The 24,948-nt window shown below is 45.1% G+C and carries 6 protein-coding genes; 2 read left to right on the top strand and 4 right to left on the bottom strand.

Annotated elements, in window-relative coordinates; all coding sequences use genetic code 11:
• Nucleotides 1–20: 20 nt before the first annotated feature.
• From tnaA to FTW16_RS02405, 3 genes are all read right to left on the bottom strand, one after another.
• Entirely contained in the window at nucleotides 21–1,493 is a 1,473-nt protein-coding gene (gene tnaA / locus FTW16_RS02415) for a tryptophanase (protein ID WP_146489912.1), read from the bottom strand.
• A gap of 752 nt (nucleotides 1,494–2,245) precedes the next feature.
• Nucleotides 2,246–3,934: a GTPase family protein gene (locus FTW16_RS02410; protein ID WP_146489911.1), complete on the bottom strand. Its 1,689-nt coding sequence runs from the start codon at nucleotides 3,932–3,934 to the stop codon at nucleotides 2,246–2,248.
• On the bottom strand, nucleotides 3,921–5,033 hold the full coding sequence (locus FTW16_RS02405) for a YcjF family protein (protein WP_146489910.1): 1,113 nt from the start codon (nucleotides 5,031–5,033) through the stop codon (nucleotides 3,921–3,923). The genes FTW16_RS02410 and FTW16_RS02405 overlap by 14 nt, the downstream gene beginning before the upstream one ends.
• A 239-nt stretch (nucleotides 5,034–5,272) precedes the next feature.
• On the opposite strand from FTW16_RS02405, the gene FTW16_RS02400 reads away from it, so the two are divergent.
• The gene (locus FTW16_RS02400; RefSeq protein WP_146489909.1) at nucleotides 5,273–5,767 is read left to right on the top strand and encodes a peptide-methionine (S)-S-oxide reductase; all 495 of its coding nucleotides are present in this window, start codon (nucleotides 5,273–5,275) and stop codon (nucleotides 5,765–5,767) included.
• Between the two features lie 182 nt (nucleotides 5,768–5,949).
• Nucleotides 5,950–6,558 (top strand): toxin-antitoxin system YwqK family antitoxin, encoded by a 609-nt coding sequence (locus FTW16_RS02395; protein WP_061018270.1) that lies wholly within the window; start codon nucleotides 5,950–5,952, stop codon nucleotides 6,556–6,558.
• Between the two features lie 266 nt (nucleotides 6,559–6,824).
• On the opposite strand, the gene FTW16_RS02390 is transcribed toward FTW16_RS02395, so the two are convergent.
• Nucleotides 6,825–24,767: a retention module-containing protein gene (locus FTW16_RS02390; RefSeq protein WP_146489908.1), complete on the bottom strand. Its 17,943-nt coding sequence runs from the start codon at nucleotides 24,765–24,767 to the stop codon at nucleotides 6,825–6,827.
• Nucleotides 24,768–24,948: the final 181 nt, after the last annotated feature.

Raw genomic sequence — 24,948 nt, 5'->3', positions numbered from 1 at the left:
TATTCGCTTATGTTTTTATTTTAAAATGCTTCTTCGAGCGTTTGTTCATTCTTTTTTCCTGCTTGTTTCTCGCTTATTTCTACCTCTTTCAAGCGCGCCGTAAAGTGTCTTAACACTGGCGGTTCATAGGTAAAGTCGAGTCCTTTCACTTTGCTTGCGTTCTCTTTCACTTTCTCAAACGCTTCAATAATAAAATCCATGTGTGTTTGTGTGTAAGTCGCGCGTGGAATAGTTAAGCGTAATAACTCAGCAGGACATGGATGCTGCTCGCCCGTTGCTGGGTCGCGACCTTGCAGTAAGGACCCGATCTCAACCGCTCTGATACCTGCCACTTTATACAATTCACACGCCAAAGCATGTGCTGGGAACTGACCTGCTGGAATATGAGGAAGCAATTTACCCGCATCGACAAACGCAGCATGACCGCCCGCTTGCTGACACACGATACCCATCGCTTCTAAGCCATCAACAAGGTATTGAACCTGACCAATGCGATACTCCAACCAATCTTGACGCATGCCGTCATAAAGACCAACCGCAAGGCGCTCCATCGCACCACCCTCTAAGCCACCATAGGTTGGGAAACCTTCCTGCACGACACACAAGGTTCGACACTCTGTATACACATCCATGAAAGAGTCGTCTTTAAAGCATAACAAGCCGCCCATTTGTACCATCGCATCTTTCTTGGCAGACATGGCTAAACCATCCGCGTATTTGTATGACTCACGCGTGATTTGTTCGATAGTCCAATCTTGATAACCGGCTTCACGCTGCTGGATGAAGTAGGCATTTTCAGCGTAGCGAGCAGAGTCCATGATCACTGGAATATCGTACTTCTGAGCGATTTCGTATACGGCTTTGAGGTTAGCGATCGAAACAGGTTGTCCACCAGCCGAGTTACAAGTAATAGTGCTCACGATGTAAGGAACGTTGGCCGCGCCCGCTTCTAAGATGGCTTCTTCCAATTTGACGATATCGAAGTTGCCTTTGAAGTCGGCATTCACTGAGGTGTCGAACGCTTCTTTGGTATAAACGTTCTTCGCCACGCAGCAATTTACTTGAGTGTGGCCTTGCGTGGTATCAAAGAAGTAGTTCGACAAGGCGACCATTTTACTACGATCCAACCCCTTCTCCATTTCACGCTTCTTGATCAGAACCGGAATGTAAATCTGCTCTGCGCCACGCCCTTGGTGAGTAGGAATAGTCAGCTCATAGCCGAAGATATCTTTCACCGCATTCGACAGTGCATAGTAACTGCGACTGCCGCTGTAGGCTTCATCACCCATCAACATCGCTGCTTGCATACGTTGTGTGATTGAACCCGTACCGCTGTCGGTCAGCAAATCGATGAACACATCATCACTGTCGAGTAGAAACGGGTTCATGCCCGCTTCGACAATGGCTTGTTCACGATAGGCGCGAGTTGTTCTTTTTACTGGCTCTACGACGCGAATACGAAACGGTTCTGGTAGATGTTTGAAATTTTCCATAATAGTACCTTTCAAAAATTCAGCCTAAGGCGAAAAAGCCAAATTCATTATTTTTAGATGTCACGGGTCATCACCATTAATTTCATTTCACGCACGATCACACTCGTGATAATTACGATAAAAATTAATAGTTAGAAATAAATTATTTAATCAATGACGTATTGATTAGACTCCAATTAATAATATCTAAGAGACAAGATATCCATGCATAAAAACAAATACTAAACGCATGAGTTACGAGATGTCTTAAAGACGAAATTAATAGGATTGGGCAAAGCTCATGGGCTCTGCTGGCGCGTGACGCCTAGAGGGTACTACTCTGAAGAAAGGTGGAACGAGAGCTGATGATCTAAAGTATACCAAGCTAACAAGGTTAGCCATGTTGTTGATTGCCATTTCAGATACATGTTCACAATATATCCCTACGTTGAAATCAAGGTGATCCGAAATTTAAATATAGTGCAATTGTTTTATAAATACAGCGAAAGAAAGTATAAATGTGATCAATATTTAGAATGAAAATTAAATACCATAGCGTGTTATATAAACTGTGAATATCGTCAGTTTATATACTATTAAACTAGTTCGCGGAATTAACTAGTGCCGACAAATAACTGTAGTGATACGGAGTTGCGGTAATAGAGGATTAATTATAACTAATGGTAAATAAAACAAGCTCTGATAATCACTGAGTTTCGTTAACTTCTTCTTCAGCTTCATCAGAGCTTGGTTACCAGTTCTGTTAGATCGGGTTACTTCTTCTTAACTACTTGTTTAATCGCCATTTCAGCTAACTTCGGTGTTGCGGCTTTCAATGCACTTGGTGCCACCTTCTTACCGGCTTTTACCGCCTTGTTCAGCTGTCCTTTAACCGACGTCCCTCTTTTCATTGCTTCAAAACGTTGGCGATTTCTCTGCACGTTATTTGCGTCAGCGATACGCTCGAGCAACGTCTGCCTTAAAACATCTAAACCAAACTGCGCCTTTTCAGGAGCAATCGCCAGTGGCAATGCAATATCGGTTTGCAGCAGTGTTTGATTGTATTCGAGCGCTTGAGCAATGATCTTCGCTTTGGCCGATGTTGGGCTCTCTAAGTCATACGGCGGTTGCCAATCGTCTACAGGCTTTAATCGGTCTACCTGATTAACAACCGAGACAACTATCGGCTTCTTACGTGAGATGTTCTTAGAATCGTCATAGAAAGCATCAAACTTATCTTTCAACTGCTTATCTAAATCACGTGCAGATTGATTAGCTTTAAGTACCCATAACACCACATCGGCTTGAGTCATTTCTTTAAGCATCAAGGCTTCGGTTTTGGCGTTGCCATCAAGCCCTTGAAGATCAACAACTCGAACGTCATTGTCATCGACAAACGCGTTGTAAACGGTTGAAGTATCGGTTGATGGCAGAACATCGACCTCGGCAACCAACTCTTGCTTAAGGGCGTTAATCAGTGAGGATTTGCCCGAACTTGTTTGCCCCACCAACACAATTCGTACAGGCTCTAATTCAGGAGCAAAGCGTTGTTCATCGATTTCAGAAACATCGGACGCTTTCAGCGCGTCATCTTCAATGCTGAAACGCCCGCTGTAGAGGTCAATCGCCACCGCAGCGACTTCATCGAGTAAGGCTTGTTTGGCAGCGTATTGCATGTCATCGATCACGCCTTTAGTCATGGTAGATGTCGCTTGCTCTCGACCTAAATCAGAAATCACCTTAAGTGGATTCAAATATAGGTTTTTAAGGTGGTTACCCCAGATAGCCGCTTTGAAGATCTTCTGCCCTAGCTCACCGTATTTGTCGTAGGCTTCGTAGCCCGCTTTGATGTAAGAAACCTTGAGATACTCAATGCCCGGAATGTGTTCTTTCACCACTAATTTGTAGCGGCGGCTGACCTCTTCGAAGAGTTTTAGGCCTTCAGGAATCGAAAAATCGAGTGATTTTTTATCAAACTTTTTAGCGACAAACTCAAGCACCTCTAAACCGGTTTGGTCTAGGTTGCCCCACTCTATCTCGCCACTTAATTGCTGACGCACGTAGTGTTTCGAGTCGTTCCAAATCAACAACTCAGCTTGGGACCATTCATCGGATGCTTTGACCATCGCATCGTTTACTAACGCATCATTTACTAACACATCATTGGTGTCAGCACTCTTAGGCGATGATTCGGTTTCACCCTCGCTGGCTGGGTTTGCAGACGCATTGCTATCAGTTAGTTGGCGAGAAGAACGGCTAGAAATGTATAAAGGAATGGTGAACACCAAGGTACTCACGGCAATAGCAATCGACATTTCCAACAGATAGCCGTATTTGACGGCCAAAAACAGACCAAAACCCATCATGATGAGGCTTGGGATGATTGCCGAAATCAGCGCAATGCCCCAACGCCCGCTCGATAGGACGGCCAGTAATCGAAATAGGTTTCTAATTTTCTTCATAGCCCGACGCCGCCTTACCTTTTTTCAGGGATTCTTTGTAGATCTTTTGCATCTCTTGTTCAGACACTTCTTCGCCTTTGTTCTTATGATAGAAGTAAAAACAAGCCGCTCGACCTAAACCATAGCTGGTGCCGAAACTCATGGCCGCAGCTGCAACCGCGCCGACCGTTTGACCATAAACCGGAATCAACTTTATCAGCTGTCGAGTTCCGAGCTTCATGCCATATTGCACTGCAAAGCTGCTTCCCAAAGTGCCTATTAGCTCACTGAAGACTCTCTTGTTCCACGCAACCCCATATTGATTGGCTAAGCTATGAAGCATTTTCGCTTGAATCGCAGGCACCGACACCAAACCAACACCCGGAATCAGGTCACTCGCCGCGGCACTTCCTGCATACCAAAGCACTTCGTTTTCTACTTGGTCAAAGTTGGCTTCTTCTTGGGTGGAATGCTCTTTGTCTTGCACCATCATGCCAATAACAGGAAGCATATTAGTCAGCTGTTCAATCAAGGCTTCATAATTGTAGATTGAGCCTCCATTGTTGCTCACGTCATCCGTTTCGAAATCCACCGCGACGGATTCAAAGCTCTTACCCAAAATTTTTTCTACTTGGTTGATGTTGAACTGAATCTGCCTCGCACGGTCTGTTTCATTGGAAGACAGCACCGCAGTATGAACAAGCAACAAGTGTTTGATCTTCTTCCGTTTCTTAATCTGTTTTAGAGCCGCAAGCACAGCGGATTGTTCAGGTTCGTCGGCTTTCATCACAACGACTAACGCATTACCTGCCTGACCAATCTCTTCCAGATCTTCTTTCGCATCGTAATTCGCTTCACTTAGGCCTCTGGTATCGAGAAAGCGCATCACCGGTTTGTCTTGTGGGAATTCATAAGACATTGCCGTCATGGTGCACGGAGCAAAACCATTTCCAACTTCAACCGAAGAGTCACCCGTGACCGCCTGAATAAACGATGACTTACCCGCCCCCGTCTTGCCTAACAGCCACAATGTAGGAAGATGCTTGCGCTGATATTCATGGGCCTGAGTAAGGTCTGGGTTCTTACTCGGATTGATGAAGTCTTTTATTTGATCAAACATGTTTAGAGTAACGCTCACTTGATGTTGAGATTCGGGTTGATGACAAAGCAATACTGACTTATATAATCACAAATCATATTAAACTTATGTTTGTTCAGTCGCACAGGTTTACAATGCCTAAACACTTGTTTTATTTACGCGCTCCTTTTTGATAGACGATTTTTTATACGTGCGGGTATCATCGTATTGATTCATGTACCTAACGAACATCAACAAACACAGAGAGCTCAAAGAGAAGTATGGAACAAATTTATTTAGCTGGTGGCTGCTTGTGGGGCGTACAAGAATTTATTAAGTACGTTCCTGGCGTTATCAGCACAGAAGCAGGCCGTGCTAATGGAAATGCCCAGTTAGCAGAAAACTGGACGGTACAAAGCGATTACGATGGCTACGCAGAGTGCGTACAAATTGAATTTGATCCAAGCATCACGTCAGTAACGATTCTGATAGAACACTTGTTTGAGATTATTGACCCTTACAGCGTCAATAAACAAGGTGTCGATGTGGGAGAGAAATACCGAACAGGCGTATACAGCACTGATGCGAAACACTTAACAGAAGCTAAACACTATATTGCTTCAAGAAATGACGCCGACTGTATCGCTGTTGAGGTGTTGCCATTGACCAACTATGTTGCCAGCGACGACATCCACCAGCATCACCTAAGCCACTTCCCTGAAGATCACCACTTATGCCATATCCCTTGGGATCTGCTGCATAAATACAAACCTTAGGCTCAAGTACTTATCGATGGCTCGATTTCACCATCAAATCGAAAATCAAATAAAGTTCCCCAATACGACACACCAATAGTGAAAACTTGAAAACCAGTAATAAGTACTGACAGCCGTTCGGGAAAATGGAATGCTTTTAACACACCGATTACATTTTCCCCGTCCATTAAAAAGGTGTCATTATGAAGAAATACGTTCCAATCTTAATTGCTCTTAGTACGGTATCTTCTATGAGCTATGCGGCCACCAGCGAAGATGCTGTTGACTACTTACAGATGCGCAAAGGCGTGGCTTACCAAGTAAACCACTCAAAACCCTTTACCGGTCAATTTGAAGAGAAGTTCGATAATGGCCAAATCGCGACCCAGGCTCAGTTTGCCGATGGCCTAGAACTTGGCTTAGAAACCAACTGGTATCCAAATGGTCAAGTCGCTTCTAAAGTGAACTACGTCAAAGGTGAACTGCAAGGTAAAGCCGAAACCTGGTACCCCAATGGGCAGAAAAAAGCAGAGCTCAATTATAAAGACAATGAACTGTCGGGTGTTGCTTCTCGATGGTATCCAAATGGCGAACAAAGCCTAACGGCAGAATACAGTGACGGACAAAAAGATGGGCTGGTAACGGATTACTATCCAAATGGCAACAAAGCTAGCCAAGCGAAATTTGACGAAGGCGAAGTGGCAAACGGGAAACTCACTCGCTGGAATACTAACGGTGACAAGGTTGAAGAACTGACCTTCAAAGACCACAAAGTCATATCTAAACAAGTGTGGATGCCTACCCAAAGCTAGTTCTGTACATGCTAACTTTATATAACCAACCCTATATTAAATAGTTCATAGAGCTCATCTATATAGGGTTAATCATTATCAAAACGAGCATTCATGTAACTGTGCATGAATAGGTGTTGAAGAAGAGTTTCTGATCCACAACTCTTTGAAATAAATTGTTTTCGATTTATACCGTAACAAAAAATAGGCCAGCATTGCTGGCCTATTTCGTTTGGTTTTATGGTTCGCCTTTAGTTTAATCGTTAGATTCTAATACCTAGGGCGCGTTAACCGTGAGTGATGACATTCTGTTGCACTAACGCATCCAAAATATCTGACGGCATGGTGCCACTTAGCGTTAACTGAGGAGCAAGGTCTTCAACCACGATCACTTGCTCTGTGGTACCCAAACCATCAGGGTTGATGGTTAGCTCTACATCATTTCCATCCACTTTTGCATCGATATGTTGTAACAGCGTCGTCATGTTTACAGTGGCATCCTTCAGTTCCGGCAACACCTCTCGTAGGTCAATCTGATCGCCTTCAGATAGATTGAAATCGGTAATGGTGTCTTCAACGCCATCTTCAATATTGAGCCATACAAACGAATCCATACCATTGCCACCGGTTAGAATATCGGAACCGCCACCACCAATGAGTGTGTCGTTACCATCACCGCCAACCAGCGTATCGTCACCCGCTCCACCTACAAGTCGGTCATTTCCAGTACCGCCAGTGAGGTTGGTATCAAAGTTACTCGCTAAAAGTTGCACATCGTCTGTTTCAGAAGACAGATCGAGATCTATTGGATTGGCAACAATATTGAGATTCAGATCGATGTTTTGAGATATCGCAATATCGTTGTTGTCCGCCTCTTCAGATACCGCCTCAACTTTCAAGGTGTAATTACCCGGGGTTAACGGTTTACCTAATGATGACTGCTCGACCAATCTGAGACTATCAATCGCATCAGCCGTCGCTATCCAAGTGTCACCCACCAGCGAAACCGTCCCAACATCACTGGTTACATCAACACCGTCCGGAACATCACTTATCTTCAACGTTAACTCTTCAGTAATGTCCGTCAATGCAGCGACAATTCCAACTAAAGCGACTCCACTATTAGCGACCACAGATGAGCTGGTCGTAATATTTCTCACATAGTTGAATGCCGGATCAATAGACAAGGTTGGCGCATTCGCCACTGGTGTCACCGCGATGTTATAAACCACTGGCGCAGTTTCAATCGCGATACCAGAAGGGTTACCGCTGTCTTTGGCGATGACTTCCAATCCAATGCTATTGGTTGGAGACAAGCTCGCATCGAGGTAAACACCACTTGGACTGGTTGGCGTATCAATCAGAGCATTCAAATCGTTAAGAGTACCGACTAAGATGATCGAACCGGTGTTGTTGCCGTTAACCATCACAGTCGTCCCTGCTGGGAGTGCTACATTCAATGTGCCGTAATCCACTGTCAGCGTGACTGTCATTAAGTCATTAGCATAGGAATCAACATAATCGGGGTCAGTGACATTAATGCCACTCAACAGCTGACCGGCGTCTTCGTTAATTAAATTAGTGACGTTGTCACCATTAACAATAGGCGTATCGTTAACGCCTTGCACCACAACACTGATTTCTGCTGTATCCGTTAGGAAGTCATCAGCCCCGTTGGTTGTGCCATTGTCTTCCACGGTGTAAATGAATTTAACGTCGCCATTGTAATCATCGGCTGCTGTGAATACCCAATATGGGCCGTTGATCGAGTTGTCATCCGCACCACCGACATTTTCGAACTTCTGAATCTGTCCCTGACCTTGGTCGATAACGACTCCAGTCACGGTAATAGCATCGCCCTCAGGATCAGTCGTCGCTGCAATCAGGTCTTCAGCTTTGATGATCAATTGGCCTTCTTCAAGCATGGTACCCAAGTCAACATTGGTTGCCACTGGCTGATCATTCACTTCTGTCACCACAACGCTGATTTCTGCAGTATCCGTTAAGAAGTCATCAGCACCGTTAGTCGTGCCATTGTCTTCTACGGTATAAGTGAACTTAACGTCCCCGTTATAATCATCTGCAGCCGTAAATACCCAGTATGGGCCATTAATCGAGTTATCGTCCGCACCACCGATATTTTCGAACTTCTGAAGCTGCCCCTGACCTTGGTCGATAACGACTCCAGTCACGGTGATGGCATCGCCCTCAGGATCGGTCGTCGCTGCAATCAGGTCTTCAGCTTTGATGATCAACTGACCTTCTTCAAGCATGGTACCCAAGTCAACATTGCTTGCTACCGGTTGGTCATTGACTTCTGTTACTACAAGGCTGATTTCCGCATTGTCTGTTAGGAAGTCATCTACACCGTTGGTGGTACCATCATCGATGATGCTGTAATCGAATTTAACGTCACCGTTGAAATCATCAGCAGCCGTAAATATCCAAAATGGGCCCGTAATCGCAGCGTTATCAGCACCACCAGCGTTTTCAAAGCGCTGTAATTGACCTTGGCCTTGAGTAAGGGTTACACCCGTTACGGTGAGGTTATGATTTTCAAGGTCAGAGCTTGCTGTAATTAAATCACCTTCAACGATAACAAGCTGGCCTTCCTCGGCAATCGAGCCCAGATCAACGTTGTTTGCCACCGGAGCATCATTCACTTCCGTCACCTTAATGGTGAAGGTAGTTTGATTGGTTTGAGCGGTATTCGGATCACCCGCGTCAATCAGACCGTTATTACCACCGTCATCGAGCGTTGCATTGATCGTCACTAACCCACCCTGACTAAGGTAATTCTGGTCTGGGTCTGGTTTGAAGGTCACCGCTCCATTGGTCAATGCCGTATTGATGTCGGCCTCTTTACCCGTAATCACCAGCGAGCCATCAGATTGCAATACAAACGTCACATCTAGAGAGCTTGTAAACTCAAATACGCCCTGTGCTCCCTGCAATGTTTGGTCAATTTCCAACGTCAGTACATACGGTGCATCCGGGTTATCAAAATTAGCGTCTACGTCGTAGATGCTAAAGTTGTCAATCGCCACACCACTTGAGTCTTCTTGCGTTTCAATATTGGTGACATTCACAAACGTTGGTTGATCGTTAATAGGATCAATCACTAAATCAACATCGAAGCTCGTTGGAGTACCTAAGTATTCCGTGTTGTCAGCGTCTGTATCCACAGAGCGAACGGTAATTTGCAATGGCCCATTGATACCAAGCGCATTGCCTGTATCACTATTATGTTCCCCAGAATTGAATACGATCTTATCGAGTGACTGAGCAGGAACATCAAGTGTCCAAAGCTGCGTCGCCGGATCGTAGCTAGCCAATGTCGTGCCATCAGGATAGAAAATAGAAGCATCTTGAGGCACACCCGCCACTTCAACTCGAAGTGTTTCAGGAGCATTTTCAGTAAACGTCCCACTTCCTGTTGCAGACAGTTCTTTGTCCAAAATAGTCGCATTGATTTCGATATCAATGTTTTGACCTTCATTGCCTGTCACAGAATCGGTTGGGTTGGTATCTACATCATCGCCCACAGGTACCACATGCAGTTTGAAGCTTGGTAGATTTGCCGCCGCAGTAGGCACACCCAACAAAGATTCTTGAGTGAAGACCTCAACGCCAAACTCAGCGGTACCACTGAAATTTTTAGGAGGTAAAATCGACAACTCACTCAAGTCAAATGACAGCCCTGAGGCTTGCGGTAGTTGAACACTCCATTCACCTCCACCGTTGTTCTTTATCGTGTAAGCTGAACCCGAGTCTGCACTCATCAAGAAGCCGTCTGGCACACCTGTAAACTTAACCGAAACAAACTGCTCAGAGCCATCGAGGTCAGTCAATGCAATAGATACTGGCCCTGTTCCAGACAGTGAAATAGGCTGATCTTCATTACCCGTAATCTCAATCACATCAGGGTCACTGCCCGGCCCTGTGACAAGTACATCATCGACAACCGGAACAACATCAAAACTAACACTCGTATTGAAAGTGTCGGAGTCTGCTGACGTGCCTACAGGAGAAGCAGGATCATTATAGGATGCTGTATCTGTCACTGTGCCGCTGACATTAATCTGCACTTGGTTAATATCATTTCCAGTTGGATAATTCGCTATTGCCCTAAAGAGCACGTTATCGAGTGCACCAGCCGCGATTTCAGCTTGATTAAACGTCACAGTTGTTCCTAATGACGCGCCCGTATCGTCATAGAATGCCCCTACCGAAGGATCATCCAAGGTCAAGGTAATGGACGTAAACTCTTCTTGACCACCTTCTAAACCTGAAACTTGATCCGAAATGGTCGAGTTGAAGTCGAGCTGAATATAGGTGTCTTCGTAACCCACTGGATCTTGTCCAGCCTGGCCGTCGTTATCAACAGGATTGAAGAGATCATCAAGAGAGCCTACAACATTAACTTCAATTGTTGGGTCCGTTTCTGCATCTGGTGCTACCTTAATAACCACCTCTGTGTCTAACGTCTTCTCATCACCCGATAGAAGGTCTTTAGTCACGATCGAGATTGGCAACCTAAAGTCACCAGAATAGTCTGCAGGTAAATTGAGCAGCAACCCAGCAAAGTCTGTTGAAACACCCTGTTCTACGGTTGTCTCAAATACATATTTTCCGTTAACGAAATCGATATCACTATTGCCAGATACGCTGATTGGGAATGTAACTTCATTTGGCGTTCCTGGATTTATAGTGATGCTGTCGTCGATAACAATCGTTACTTGGTCAGTCGAGTCGTCTTCACCCGAGAAGGTAATCAAGCTATTTAATGCTATACCAAGATCGAGTTGTGTATCTTCAATGGCATCAATAACACTGTCTGGCACTAGAGCAATGTCAGCAGCAACTTTATCTGGGGCTGTCAGCACTTCAGGATAAGAAAGAGTGACCTCTCCCGTACGTTGCACTTGAGCAGACGTCTCATTGTTAGCATCACCAGGATCTGATACCAAGGTGAAAATTGTCATCTTGATATCATTGAAATCAGTAACGACATCATCTGCATCATTGGCAGGGGTGAAATCTAGCCCACGAGGAGCACTGACGCTGAAGGCATCTTCATTGGTTACAACCCAACGGCCACCACCTTCGTATGCAGCCCCGTTAACGACGAGTTGTCCCAACACTTCATCAGACAGCGCACTTCCGTCGGTATTAGTTAACTGGACTATCACTTCATCGACTTGTTCTTCTACTGTGCTTAAATCTGTTTCTTGGTATCGGACAACGTATTCATCCGAAATTGATGTGTTATCACTGTTCGTTGTAAATTTAATTACGCCATTAGCATCAGCCGTAATCGTAGTGAGATCTCCAGTGCCATTTTCGTTTGAAACAACAATCTTGTTGTCGGCATCTCCAGGTTCAACAACCGGTCTTACACGCACATCAATCGAGCCCGTGATTGTCGCTGTTGCAATCCCCTGACCAGGATCAGTTGCATCAACATACTCATGATCTCTTTCTTCAATCATGACAACCGTATTAAGCGTAAAGTCGGTGCTCGAATCTTGAGCTGGCGTTATCTGGATAAAGTTATTGTTCAGCGCGATCTGAGTAAAGTCTTCTGCCGTCTGACCACTCTTCGGAGTGATGGTTAAAGTACCTGCAGCGGCATCGTAAGCCCATGTAACATCGCCATTAACCACAACACTTTCAACATCATTCGGAATGTCACTGATGACTATCGAGGTGAAATGTTCATCATCATCAATATAATCAGTGCCCTCTGGATGCCAATCAATGTTGATCGCGGTATCTTCATCACCATTAGTAACCGTGTTGTACGTCGCAGAAGTATCGATTTTAGGTTCGACTAGCACTCGAATTTCTTGATCGAACGTAAGCGTGTGACCATCGTTCTCAGTCACAATCACTTTACCTTGAATATGAATATTCTCAGTTGAAGAGTCCACAGGTCTGATACGGATCCCTGACGTTTTACCCGCCTCAGTAATATTAGCTTCATAGATAGGTTTAGATAAGTCAGGGCTACCACCCGGCCCGGTTTCGTAACCGACAAAGTTAAGGTCAATAACCGTACCGTCCCCATCCTCCAGAATTACGCCATCAGGAATACCCGAAAGGATAACGGTTATGGATTCTGAACCATCGTCCGGTAATGGTGTGGTGCCAGTCTCCGGTTTTCTCTCACCCGACAATACGGTGAAATCAAGCTCGGCATAGCTATCGCCATTTTGGCTCTCTTGAATCGTCGTTTGCACACCATTTACTGAGCCGTCTGTAATAGCACTCCAAGCCGTGCCATTCGTTCCGCCATAAGGAGTATCAGCAACACCTTTCACCTCAACATTAACCGTTTTAGTCCCCAGGATTTCTTCATCGACTTGAGCACCCGTTGATAGGTTTGCAGTGTCTTTGACTACGCCCGTTACATCGAAGGTGAAATCTACATTGCTGTGTTTGGTTGGAACAACCTCAACGTTTGCTAAATCGGAATACGCTATTTCTTGGTAATCGATACCATTAATAGTGACCGTTGGAACGACATTCGTGGTCCCTAGGAAATAGAGCACCGCACCTTCAGTAATATTGCTGATACGAACAAACAACTCTTCAGAGCCGTCAGCGTCCACCGAGCCGTTCATGGTGATCACTTCGTCCAGCGTGAAGGCATCTTTGTTAGCCAGAGGACCGATATAATCTGGATCATCAATGTTGTCTTCGTTAATACGAATCCTGTTAACACTGAAGGTTCCCGGATCGGCATCGGCAGTCACATCAATGATAATATTCTGTTCGACAGAGCGAGCAGTTGTCTTATCGTTTGCTCCACCATTCGCCGAGTCATCGTATGGGTTGAGTGCCTCTTCTGTAATGGCTGTCGCTTTGAATTCAATTTGCCCAGAGAAGTTATCGATTGGGTTAACCACAGTGCTATTAATATCTGCAGCAGCGATAACGTAAACACCATTAACTGGTGTTAAAACATTGCCGCTTTGATCAAGTAATTCAAACTTGCCGTCGCCTTGAACAGCTTCAAGCTCATAAGTGATGGTTTCCGTTTGGCTATTGTCTTGTGACTCTGCATTCAACTGCAGCGTGACATTGTCTTCATCTTCATTCACTTGATATTGATACGTGCTATTGGCGTCATCCCAAGTCGCGATGTCCGCCACCGCTTCAATTTCGATTCTGAAGTTTGAATTGATAGTGTGATCCAGTGAACCATTGTTATCAATTTCGAGTTCATAGCGAACTCGGCCACCAGTTTCATCTGAACTAGCGTGTTGATCAGGGACGAAAAATAGGTTTTCTATCGTCGCGATAGTTTGTCTTGGTTCATTCGGATTTGGAGCAAAGCTTTGTTCGAGTTGAGGAGGACCAAATATAATGCTGCCATTTGGCTGAGGCACTAATTCAATGTACTTAGAGCTAACACTATCAAAGTAATAAAAAGTACCTTGATGACTGTCACCTCCATTCGGGCTTTTAATCGTCAACTGCCCAATAGATTCATTGTTATCTTGGTCGTATAAGTTAACTTGCAGAGCAACTTGCGCTGGCGCATTAGGCAGACCACTTTGGTTATCTTGATCATTCTCAAAAGCGGGTTCATCACCCGATGCATAAGGTATCGTTAAATCTCTACCCGCATCCTCAAACGTAGTCACTTTCAGCGAGATAGCTGACGAATTTCGATCTGTAATAGTGATATCTAATGGTGTTTCTGATGTATCTAAATCCCCATCTGTTGCAATCACATTAATAGAGAAATCTATTGTCTCACCGTTATGCTCTAGATAACTGTTAGCTCTAAACTCAACCTCACCATTTGAGTTAATACGCAATCGACCAAGTTCACGGGTATCAACACCTCCATTGTTCTGCTCGTATACTCGAACCTCTTGACTACCATTGTTTAAATCGAAACCATCACTGTAAGGCCCACTATTTCCTGTACGGAAAACGATATCAGCGCCATTGCTAGTAATACCTTCAATTCGACTCAGAACAGCACCATCAGCACCCACATCCGTCGCATTGGCAAACATGTCGACTTTGGAGTTACCATAGCCCTGACCTTCAAGACGAGTAATCGACTGGGTTGTCACCAGTGGAACATCATCAGTCACGGTAATTTTCAAATCGATAGCATTCGACTGGTCTTGGTCGAAATCTTCGGCCACGACAGAGAAATCAAGCTCTATGGTGTTTTCATCCGTGCCATCAGGGTGTTTAAGTGGTTTGAACAACTCAAATTGATAACTGTTATTTGAGGTATCAAAAATGATTTCAAACACAGGCTGATTGCTGGTTACCGTCTGAGCAACATAAGTGAAGGTTGTGCCGCTTTGTGAAACAGGCAGCCACTCTAAGCTTTCTCCATCAGAGGTTAAGCCCGCGATAACTAAGTCTTCATCGATCAGTTCATACTTAACAACGCCATCGGCACCTTCATCAACCGTGAATAGTCCGTTAATAAAGGTATCTTCGGATTGATCCGAACCAATCCCAGCAAGATCATCTTCATCAACAACCGTTTCACCTGTTGGCGCACTCATTACTGGCACATCATCGAGCACTTCGATTGGCAATACATATTGATTAGAGTCATCACCGTCACCATCAACCGCAACGACATCGAATGGAATCGTTAAGGTATTGGAATTCGGGCTTGTTGGATGATTTAGAGGACCTAACAACGTAAACGTATAAGAGCCGTCATTCGCTAACGCGAGCGTGAAGATAGGAGTACCGCTTGTCGTCGTACCTTGATAGGTGGTTGTGTTCGCGGCTCCTGTGACTTCTGTAATAGAAATCGCTTCAGTTCCAGAGGTCAATGTCGCTTCAAGCGCAGAGATATTGCGCAGTTCGTAAACCTCTACTTGGTCAGCACCTTCTGTGGTAACAAATGCACCTGTCGCTTGTGAAACCACAGAGCCCAAGTCATCTTCATCAACCACAAACGTACTCGCAACCGTCGTATCAGTTATGACTGGCACGTCATCAGTAATAGTAACCGTAAGAGGTTTCATCACAGAATCGGTATTGTCTTGGTCGACTGCGATCACTGGTAAAGTGAAGATTTGATCGTTGTTGCCTTGCACAGGCAGATGATCGAGCTCTTCCAATAAAGTGAACGTGTATTCGCCTAGCACCACACTACTAAAAGTGATAGTGAAAATATCGGTTTGGACACCACCACTTTCAACGTAACCAATATAATGATCGCTATTTAGAGGATCTTCTTTTAACTGAACCACCAAACCATCCGCTTTCAAATCGCCCGACGTGTTGAACTGGGTGGTATCAATACGGAAATGACTCACATCATCACTTCCCGCTGTGAAAGTAATCGTTTCAGTTTGGCTCACAGGTAAGCTCGGAGATGAGCCATCCACAAGATTCGCTTCTTCCAATGCAACCGTTGGTACCGTATCAATTACCGGTGGAGCACCATCTGAAATCGTCAGTGTCACAGTCGAAGTGACAATATCGCCGTCTTTATCTTCTGATGTCACGGTAATGGTCTTAACGATGTCACCACCGGAATGATCCAGATTTCGATTCGGCTCAAAGCGCATATCACCTTCAAGCGTGATAAACAGCGAACCTTCCGTAAATACGAACTCTTGCTCACCAGTATTGCTTTGCACCAGAGATTCTTCAGGCTGACTACCATAAGTAAATTTGGTTATGGTGGCGCCATCGGCACTTTGTGCAGGCATCACATCAAATGTCGTTGTGGTAGGCGTGCCCGTACTTGGCTCTGTGATGCTAAGAGCACCAGATTGCATCAATTGAACGTCATCACTGATGGTCACAGAAAGCGGTTTAGACGTTGAAATATCGCCATCGGTGTCTTGTGCATACACAGACAAATCAAAGCTGAGATCGTTGTTTCCTAATCCGTCTACATGATCCAAACGCTCTAACAAAGTAAACGTGTACTCACTCGGGTTGGTGTTATCAAATTCTAGAGTGAAGATAACTTTCTCAATACCCGAGCCATCCGTTGTGAATGCTATGTAGTCACCTGAACCAGCAGGCTCTTCACGCAAGCTCAACTCAAGGCCATCAGACTTCAATACACCGCTGTTATTAAACAACCCTACTTCGACGACAATTTTCTCGATGTCATCACTGCTTGCAAGTGAAGTAATGGTTTGGGTCACGCTGACTGGGCTGCCACTCGGCGTTGAACCATCAGCCAGTAAGCTTTCAGACAAGCTAACACTCGGCACTACATTCAACGTTGGTCCATCACCATCAACGATAGTGAGTGTGACCGTTGAAGAGGAAATATCCTTATCAAAATCAGATGAAGTAAATTCAATCAGCTTAACAATGTCGCCTGCAGAGTGGTCAAGATTACGATTTGGTTCAAACCTCACATCGCCATCCAAAGTGACAAACAGCGAGCCTTCAGTGAAAACAAATTCCTGCTCACCGCTGATGTTTTGATTCAAAGTAATCGCAGCTCCACCGTCATAGGTGAACTGTGTAATGGTTGCCCCATCAGCACTTGGCGTAGGCAAGACATCAACGGTCGAGGTAGTTGGTGTGCCAGTATTTGGCTCTGTGATGGTTAACGTGCCATCTTGCATTTGTTGGAGGTCATCTTGAATGATGACAACAACATCACGCTTAACTGAGTCATCACCATCAGTATCAACTGCATAAACAGGCAAGTTGAAGTTAAGGTCGTTATTGAGAGCGCCATCAACGTGATCGAGTGCCTCAATCAGCGTGAAGGTGAACTGACCTTTATTGACACTATCAAAATCAATGGTGAATACATTGGTTACGTTACCCGCCCCATCATCAGTAAATCCGATGTAATCGCCAGGTGAAGCAGGATCTTCTTTTAGCTGAACAACAAGACCATTTGATTTAAGTACATCACCAGGGTTGAATTCATTGGTCGCAATTCTAAAGTGGCTTAAGTCATCACTACCCACGGTGTAGGTAATGGTTTGTGTTGAACTCACCGCAGAACCACTCGGCGTTGAGCCATCTGCTAGGTTCACTTCCGATAAGTTCACGCTAGGAACAACATCGATTACCGGATCAATACCATCTTGGATCGTTAATGTGACATCCGCGGTATCAGTATCGTTGTCAAAGTCGCTGGTCGTTACAACAATCGTTCTAACAATATCACCCGCTGAATGATCCAGATTTCGATTTGGCTCAAAACGAACTTCGCCTTCAATCGTGATGTACAGTAAACCATCGGTTACGGTAAACACCTGCTCTGTCGATACATTCGGATCTAACGTGACAGCTGTACCACCATCGTAAATAAATTGGGTGACCTTTGCGCCATCAGCACTTTGAGTCGGCATAACATCGATGATTGGCGTAGTTGGTGTGCCCGCCACGAGATCAGCCAGTGAAGGCTCAACAATATTCAATGACCCGTCTTGTACACCTTGTACATCATCAGTAATGGTCACTGTCATTGGTGACATTGCAGACTCATCACCATCGGTATCCACTGCTAAAACAGGTACATCGAAGTTTAAAGTGTTGTTCTGCAAGCCATCCGCATGGTCTAACGCTTCAAGCAGTGTAAACGTGTATTGACCTAAATTGGTGCTTGAGAAACTGATCGTGAAGACGTTGGTTTCTACATTAGCACCATCTTTTACAAAGCCAATGTAGTTACCAGAGTTCGCTGGCTGCTCTTTAATCTCAACCTCTAAGCCATTCGACTTCAAAGCCCCCGAAGTATTGAACTGAGCAGGGTCAATTCTGAAATGACTAACATCATCACTACCCTCGGTATAGGTAATCACTTGAGTCATCGATACTGGATTGCCCTTTGGCGCAGAGCCATCAGCCAGATCGACCTCAGAAAGACTCACACCAGGAATGACGTTGATGATTGGTAGATCGCCATCGGTAATGGTTAGCGTTACTGTCGAAGTCACCACATCACTATCAGAGTCGCTTGAACTGACGACTATCGACTTGACGATATCCCCGCCCGAGTGATTAAGGTCGCGGTTCGGTTCAAAGCGCACATCGCCTTGCAGCGTGATATAGAGCGAGCCTTCAGCAACCACAAACTTCTGCTCTCCCGTATTACTCTGGTCAAGCGTAAACACTGTGCCGTTGTCGTAATTGATTTGGGTGATGGTCGTACCGTCTGCGCCTTCTTGATCAAGAACATTCACAGTCGTGGTTGTCGGTGTGCCCGAGGCTAAATCAGCCACAGTCGGCTCTTCAATGCTGAGAGCGCCATCCACCATGACTTGAATGTCATCGGTAATCGTTACAGCCAGAGGCGACATCAGAGAGTCATCACCATCACTATCGACCGCGTACACAGGCAAGTTGAACGTTAGGTCGTTATTACCTTGAATTGGTGTGTGGTCAATCGCTTCTAAAAGAGTGAAGGTGTATTCACCTAAAGTCGTGCTGCTAAATGCAAGTGTGAAGACCGTGGTTTCTACATTTGAATTGTCGGTGGTGAAGCCAATGTAATTACCCGATCCCGCAGGCTCTTCTCGAATCTCAATCACAAAGCCATCAGATGTCAGGGTACCGCCAGTATTAAACTCACTCGGCTCTAAGCGGAACTTTTCAACATCATCACTTTGATTCGTGAACGTGATGGTTTCTGTTTGGCTAACCGCACTACCACTTGGTGATGAGCCATCAGCCAGATCCGCTTCTTCAAGTGCCACACTCGGAACAGCATCGATAGTCGGGTTATCGCCATCGGTTATGGTCAAAGTAACGGTTGCTGTCACCGGATCGTTATCAAAGTCATTGGATGTCACGACTATCGACTTAACAATGTCTTCACTAACGGAATGGTCTAAGTTACGGTTGGGCTCAAAGCGCATCTCACCTTGAAGGGTGATGTACAACTCACCTTCTGTGAAACTGAATTGCTGTTCGCCTACGATGCTCTGATCCAACGTTTTAACGATGCCACCAAAAGAAAACTCAGTAACCGTTGCACCATCAGCACTTTGGTTTGGCATTACATCAATGGTATTGGTTGTTACCGTGCCATCAACCAGATTTGGCTCAACGATATCTAGAGTGCCATCTTGCATGATTTGAACATCATCACCGATGGTTACATTAAGTTGAGACACCAAAGAATCATCGCCATCGCTGTCTACCGCATAAACCGGAAGATCAAAGCTCAGATCATTGTTTGCTAGGCCATCCACATGGTCTAACGCTTCCAATAAAGTAAAGGTGTATTCACCAAGGTTCGTGGTCGAGAAGCTAATCGTGAACACCGGAATTTCAGCATTTGAACCATCAGTAATGAAGCCGATATAAGTGCCAGGATTAGCAGAATCTTCTTTTATCTCTACCGCAAACCCATTCGATTTGAGAGCACCGCCGGCATTGAACTCGGTTGGTTCAATGCGGAAACTGGTCACATCATCACTTTGACTAGTAAAGGTAATCGTCTCAGTTTGACTTACAGCACTACCACTTGACGCTGAGCCATCAGCAAGGTTGCTTTCAGACAGAGTAACGCTTGGCACCGTATCAATGGTCGGGATATCACCATCGGTAATCGTCAGGGTGACGGTAGAGGTCACTGTATCCTTATCGAAATCGCTTGAGGTGACCTCGATCTGTTTCACGATATCTCCACTAGTATGGTCGAGATTACGATTCGGCTCGAAGCGAACGTCACCTTGGATAGTGATATACAGTGAACCTTCAGCAACAACGAACTTCTGCTCACCAGTATTGTTCTGGTCAAGCGTTAATACAGCCCCGCCATCATAAGTGAATTGCGTGATGGTCGCACCGTCTGCCCCTTCTTCATCAAACACATTAACGGTCGTTGTTGTCGGTGTTCCCGCCGCTAAATCAGCAACCGTCGGCTCGACAATATTTAGAGCCCCATCTTGCATGATTTGAACATCATCACCGATGGTCACATTCAACTGTGACACCAATGAATCATCGCCGTCGCTGTCTACCGCATAAACAGGAAGGTCAAAGCTCAGATCGTTGTTCGCTAAACCATCCACATGGTCTAACGCTTCCAATAAAGTGAAAGTGTATTGGCCTAGGTTAGCACTAGAGAAACTGATCGTGAACACGTTGGTTTCGACGTTCGAACCATCAGTCACAAAACCGATATAGCTACCTGGTGTGCTTGGGTCTGCTTTTAGCTCAACCACCAGCCCATTTGATTTGAGCGCCCCACCAACATTGAACTCTGTCGGTTCAATACGGAAACTCGCCACATCATCACTTTGATTAGTGAAGGTAATCGTCTCTGTTTGACTTACTGCAGCACCGCTTGGCGTAGAACCATCACTCAAATTAGTTTCGGATAAAGTAACACTCGGGACATTATCAATCGTTGGGATGTCACCATCAGCAATAGTCAACGTGACCGTAGAAGTAACAACATCATTATCTGAGTCGCTTGAAGTCACAACTATCGACTTAACGATGTCTCCACTTGTATGGTCGAGATTACGGTTTGGTTCAAAGCGCACATCACCTTGCAGCGTGACATAGAGCGAACCTTCAGCAACCACAAATTTCTGCTCTCCCGTATTGCTCTGGTCAAGCGTAAACACTGTGCCGTTGTCATAATTGATTTGGGTGATGGTCGTGCCGTCAGCCCCTTCTTGATCAAGAACATTCACGGTCGTGGTTGTCGGTGTGCCCGTGGCTAAATCAGCCACAGTCGGCTCTTCAATCGTAAACGCGCTATCTGCCATGACCTGGATATCATCGGTGATCGTCACTGCAAGAGGCGACATTAGAGAATCATCGCCATCGCTATCGACTGCGTACACTGGCAAGTTAAACGTTAGGTCGTTGTTACCTTGAATTGGTGTGTGGTCAATCGCTTCTATCAGCGTAAAGGTGTATTCGCCTAATGTCGTGCTACTAAATGCTAGTGTGAAGACTGTGGTCTCGACATTTGAATTGTCGGTGGTGAAGCCAATGTAGTTACCCGATCCCGCTGGCTCTTCTCGAATCTCAATCACTAAACCATCAGATTTTAGAGTACCGCCAGTATTAAACTCACTCGGCTCCAAGCGGAATTTTTCAACATCATCACTTTGGTTGGTAAAAGTGATGGTTTCTGTTTGGCTAACCGCACTACCATTCGGGTTCGAACCATCACTCAGATGAGTTTCAGATAAGCTAACCGTTGGAATAACATCAATGGTTGGGATATCGCCATCAGTGATGGTCAGTGTAACCGTTGAAGTAACCGAATCTTTATCGAAGTCACTTGAGGTCACCACAATCGACTTCACGATGTCTTCGCTCGTGGTATGGTCGAGATCGCGGTTTGGTTCAAATCGCACCTCACCTTGCAGCGTGATGAACAACTCGCCTTCAGTGAAACTAAACTGTTGCTCGCCAGTATCATTCTGGTCAAGCGTTCGAAGTTGACCGTCATAGGTGAACTGAGTAATCGTCGCGCCATCTGCACTTTGATCCGGCATTACATCGATAGTATTCGTTGTAACCTTACCGTCAGCCAGATTAGGCTCAACAATATCTAATGTGCCATCTTGCATGATTTGAACATCATCACCGATAGTCACATTAAGTTGCGAGACCAATGAGTCATCGCCATCGCTGTCTACCGCATAAACTGGAAGATCAAAGCTTAGATCGTTTTTATCTAGGCCATCCACATGGTCCAACGCTTCCAACAAAGTAAAGGTGTATTCACCAAGAGTGGTGGCCGAGAAGCTAATCGTAAACACTGGTATTTCAGTATTTGAACCATCGGTAATGAAGCCGATGTATGTGCCCGGATTCGCTGAATCTTCTTTTATCTCTACCACAAAACCATTCGATTTGAGTGTACCACCTACATTGAACTCGGTTGGCTCAATGCGGAAATTCGCCACATCATCACTACCAGCGGTAAAGGTAATCGTATTGGTTGTGTTTACTGTGCTTCCACTTGGTGTAGAACCATCAGCTAGATTCGTTTCAGATAAAGTAACAGGCGGAATAAGATTAATCGCCGGGTTCTGACCATCAGTAATACTTAACTCAAGCGTTGATGTATCAGTGTCCCCATCACCGTCTTCGGCTAAGAATGAAAACTGTTTGATGATAGTTTCGCTACTTGAATGATCGATATCACGAGCAACTTCAAAACTGAAATCACCGTTTAACGAGATAGTGACCACACCCTCTGTAAAACTGAAGGTTTGAGGCGCATCAGGTAGTAAGCTTTGATCTAATGAATAATCAACGCCGTCGTAGTTGAATGATTGAATTGTCGAACCATCCGCACCTTCGAAATTAAACAGGTTATATGAGACAACGGTATCGCCCGCCAAGGTCGGCTCAGTGACAGATTCAACCTTATCGACTAACTCAACAACATCATCTGTGACATTAACGAGAATCTCAGCAGCTTCTGGTGTGTTCGAACCTCCAGATAGTGCAGAGCGGTCGCCATCTGCATCAACGGCATAAATTGGCAATGCAAAGGTCAACAACGCGTCTTCAGCGCCTTGGTGAGAAAGCTCTTCATACAGATTAAATTCGTAGCTGCCTAATGAAGGGCTATCGACTTTAACGTCAAAGACTGTAATTCTCGAACCATTGACCTCAACATAACCTTCGTAAGTTCTTACACCGTTGGTTTCATCAATCAACTCAAGTAGCACAGCCTCGCCATTTGAAACCAAGCTGCCACCAGTATTAAACTCTGCTGGTTCAAGTTCATAATGGTCAATGATATCACTTTCAAAAATGTCCGCGGTGATACTGCCGCTGCCTGAAACTGTCGCCGTGCCCTCTTGTGAGCCGCCAACAATGCCCGCTTCATCAACATCAATACTGTCAACATTAGTGATAACAGGGCTATCACCATCAGTGATGGCAATGTTGATGGTATTGGTTACAACATCTTGGTCAAAATCGGTAACCGTGATTGGTAATGCAAACAAAAGAGTGTCGGAGCTCACTTCTTCGATTGGCTTAAACTGTTGGAAATTGTACGTGCCATCGGTATCAAGCGAGATAGTGAGAACAACCTCACCTCGGCCTTGGATGGACAGAGTAATCGTTGTTCCATCATCAGAAAGTCTGGCAAGCGTGTTTTGATTATCACTAAGCAACCCATCAAACTGGTCCAGAGCACTAACATCAAAGACTGCCGATTGAAGATGATCACTTCCAATAATCGAAAAGGTTCCTTCGATAGCTGCACTACTAGTTTCAACGTTAGTGATAGTCACGCTTTCTGCTGACGGGTCCTCCCAGTCAAACACCGTAACTTGTGCGCTGATTGGTGCTGCTATCGGGTTGCCTGCGGAATCTTCACCTTGAACATCAAAGGCAATATTAATTTGATCGCCAGTATAAGAAACCTGGCCACCACCAATAGAAGGCACATGGTCAATAGGTTGAGAAACTGTTGTGGTCAGCGATAGTTCAATGTTATTTCCAACACTGATAGCTTCAATATCAATGCGTAGTACTTCGTCCGAACCTAGAACACCGACGATAGAATTGGTCGCCGCATCATAAGTGAACGTAACGGGCTGACCACTTGAGGTAATATCACTGTTTAGTTCATTGAGTAGTGAAGCAAGGGATAGTGCTTCTGGAGCGAAGGAATCAGGAGAGAGAGCCAAACTACCAGCAACAATCGTTTCGATAATCGTTAAGGATTGAGGATAGGTATTGCCTGATATCGAGCCTTCATGGAGCTCTTCACTAATAGATTGACCACCAGCTGAACGGGTTATCGTTCTGAACTCTTCTCTGTCTTCATCAACGGTTTGTTCTGCTAGACCAGCGGTCTCAAAGAATGTCGATGGCTGAGTTTCGGTGTAGTTATAATCAATCGTCACAAAGCCAGCATTTGCAGAACCTAATCCGCCACCAGCAGCCGTTGCCTCTAAGATTTGAGTCGGATCCGCACCACCTAAAATGGCTTCTTGAATTGCAGCAAAGTCGTCTTCGGTGAAGGTTTCTGCGTCTGTTTGCTGTAAGTCAAAATTAACCTCACCGGCGACTGGAGCGTCTACCCATGCGGCAGTCTCATCAACACAGCCAACACAATTCTCTCCAACCGGAATCGAATCATTCTGAACGCCTAATACAAGCTCTGACTTGTTGGCCGTAATCACGATCTCATTTTCACGGATGATATCGCCAACTGAAATCTTTCTTGCGCTGCCGTCAGGCTTAACTACGACGACATCTCCACTAGTTGCTTCAACTACCGCAACCTGGCGCGAAACTTCGATATCCATATATCCCCCGTTGTCACAAAGCACTATTCTCTAGAGCTGTGAAAATTATTTGTAATAGCAATTTCAGGTTTTAATTAAACACATATTTAGCTCTCATCAATGGCAATCCATTGTTATGCCCAATCGGCTTGAAAAGAGAGAAGTATTTCACCTGTTTTTTTATAGTTTACTTACCCTTAAG

It is taken from the genome of Vibrio sp. T20, assembly GCF_007858795.1.
In the GTDB taxonomy this organism is placed as follows: domain Bacteria; phylum Pseudomonadota; class Gammaproteobacteria; order Enterobacterales; family Vibrionaceae; genus Vibrio; species Vibrio satsumensis.
This window is presented reverse-complemented; position numbering and strand designations above follow the sequence as displayed.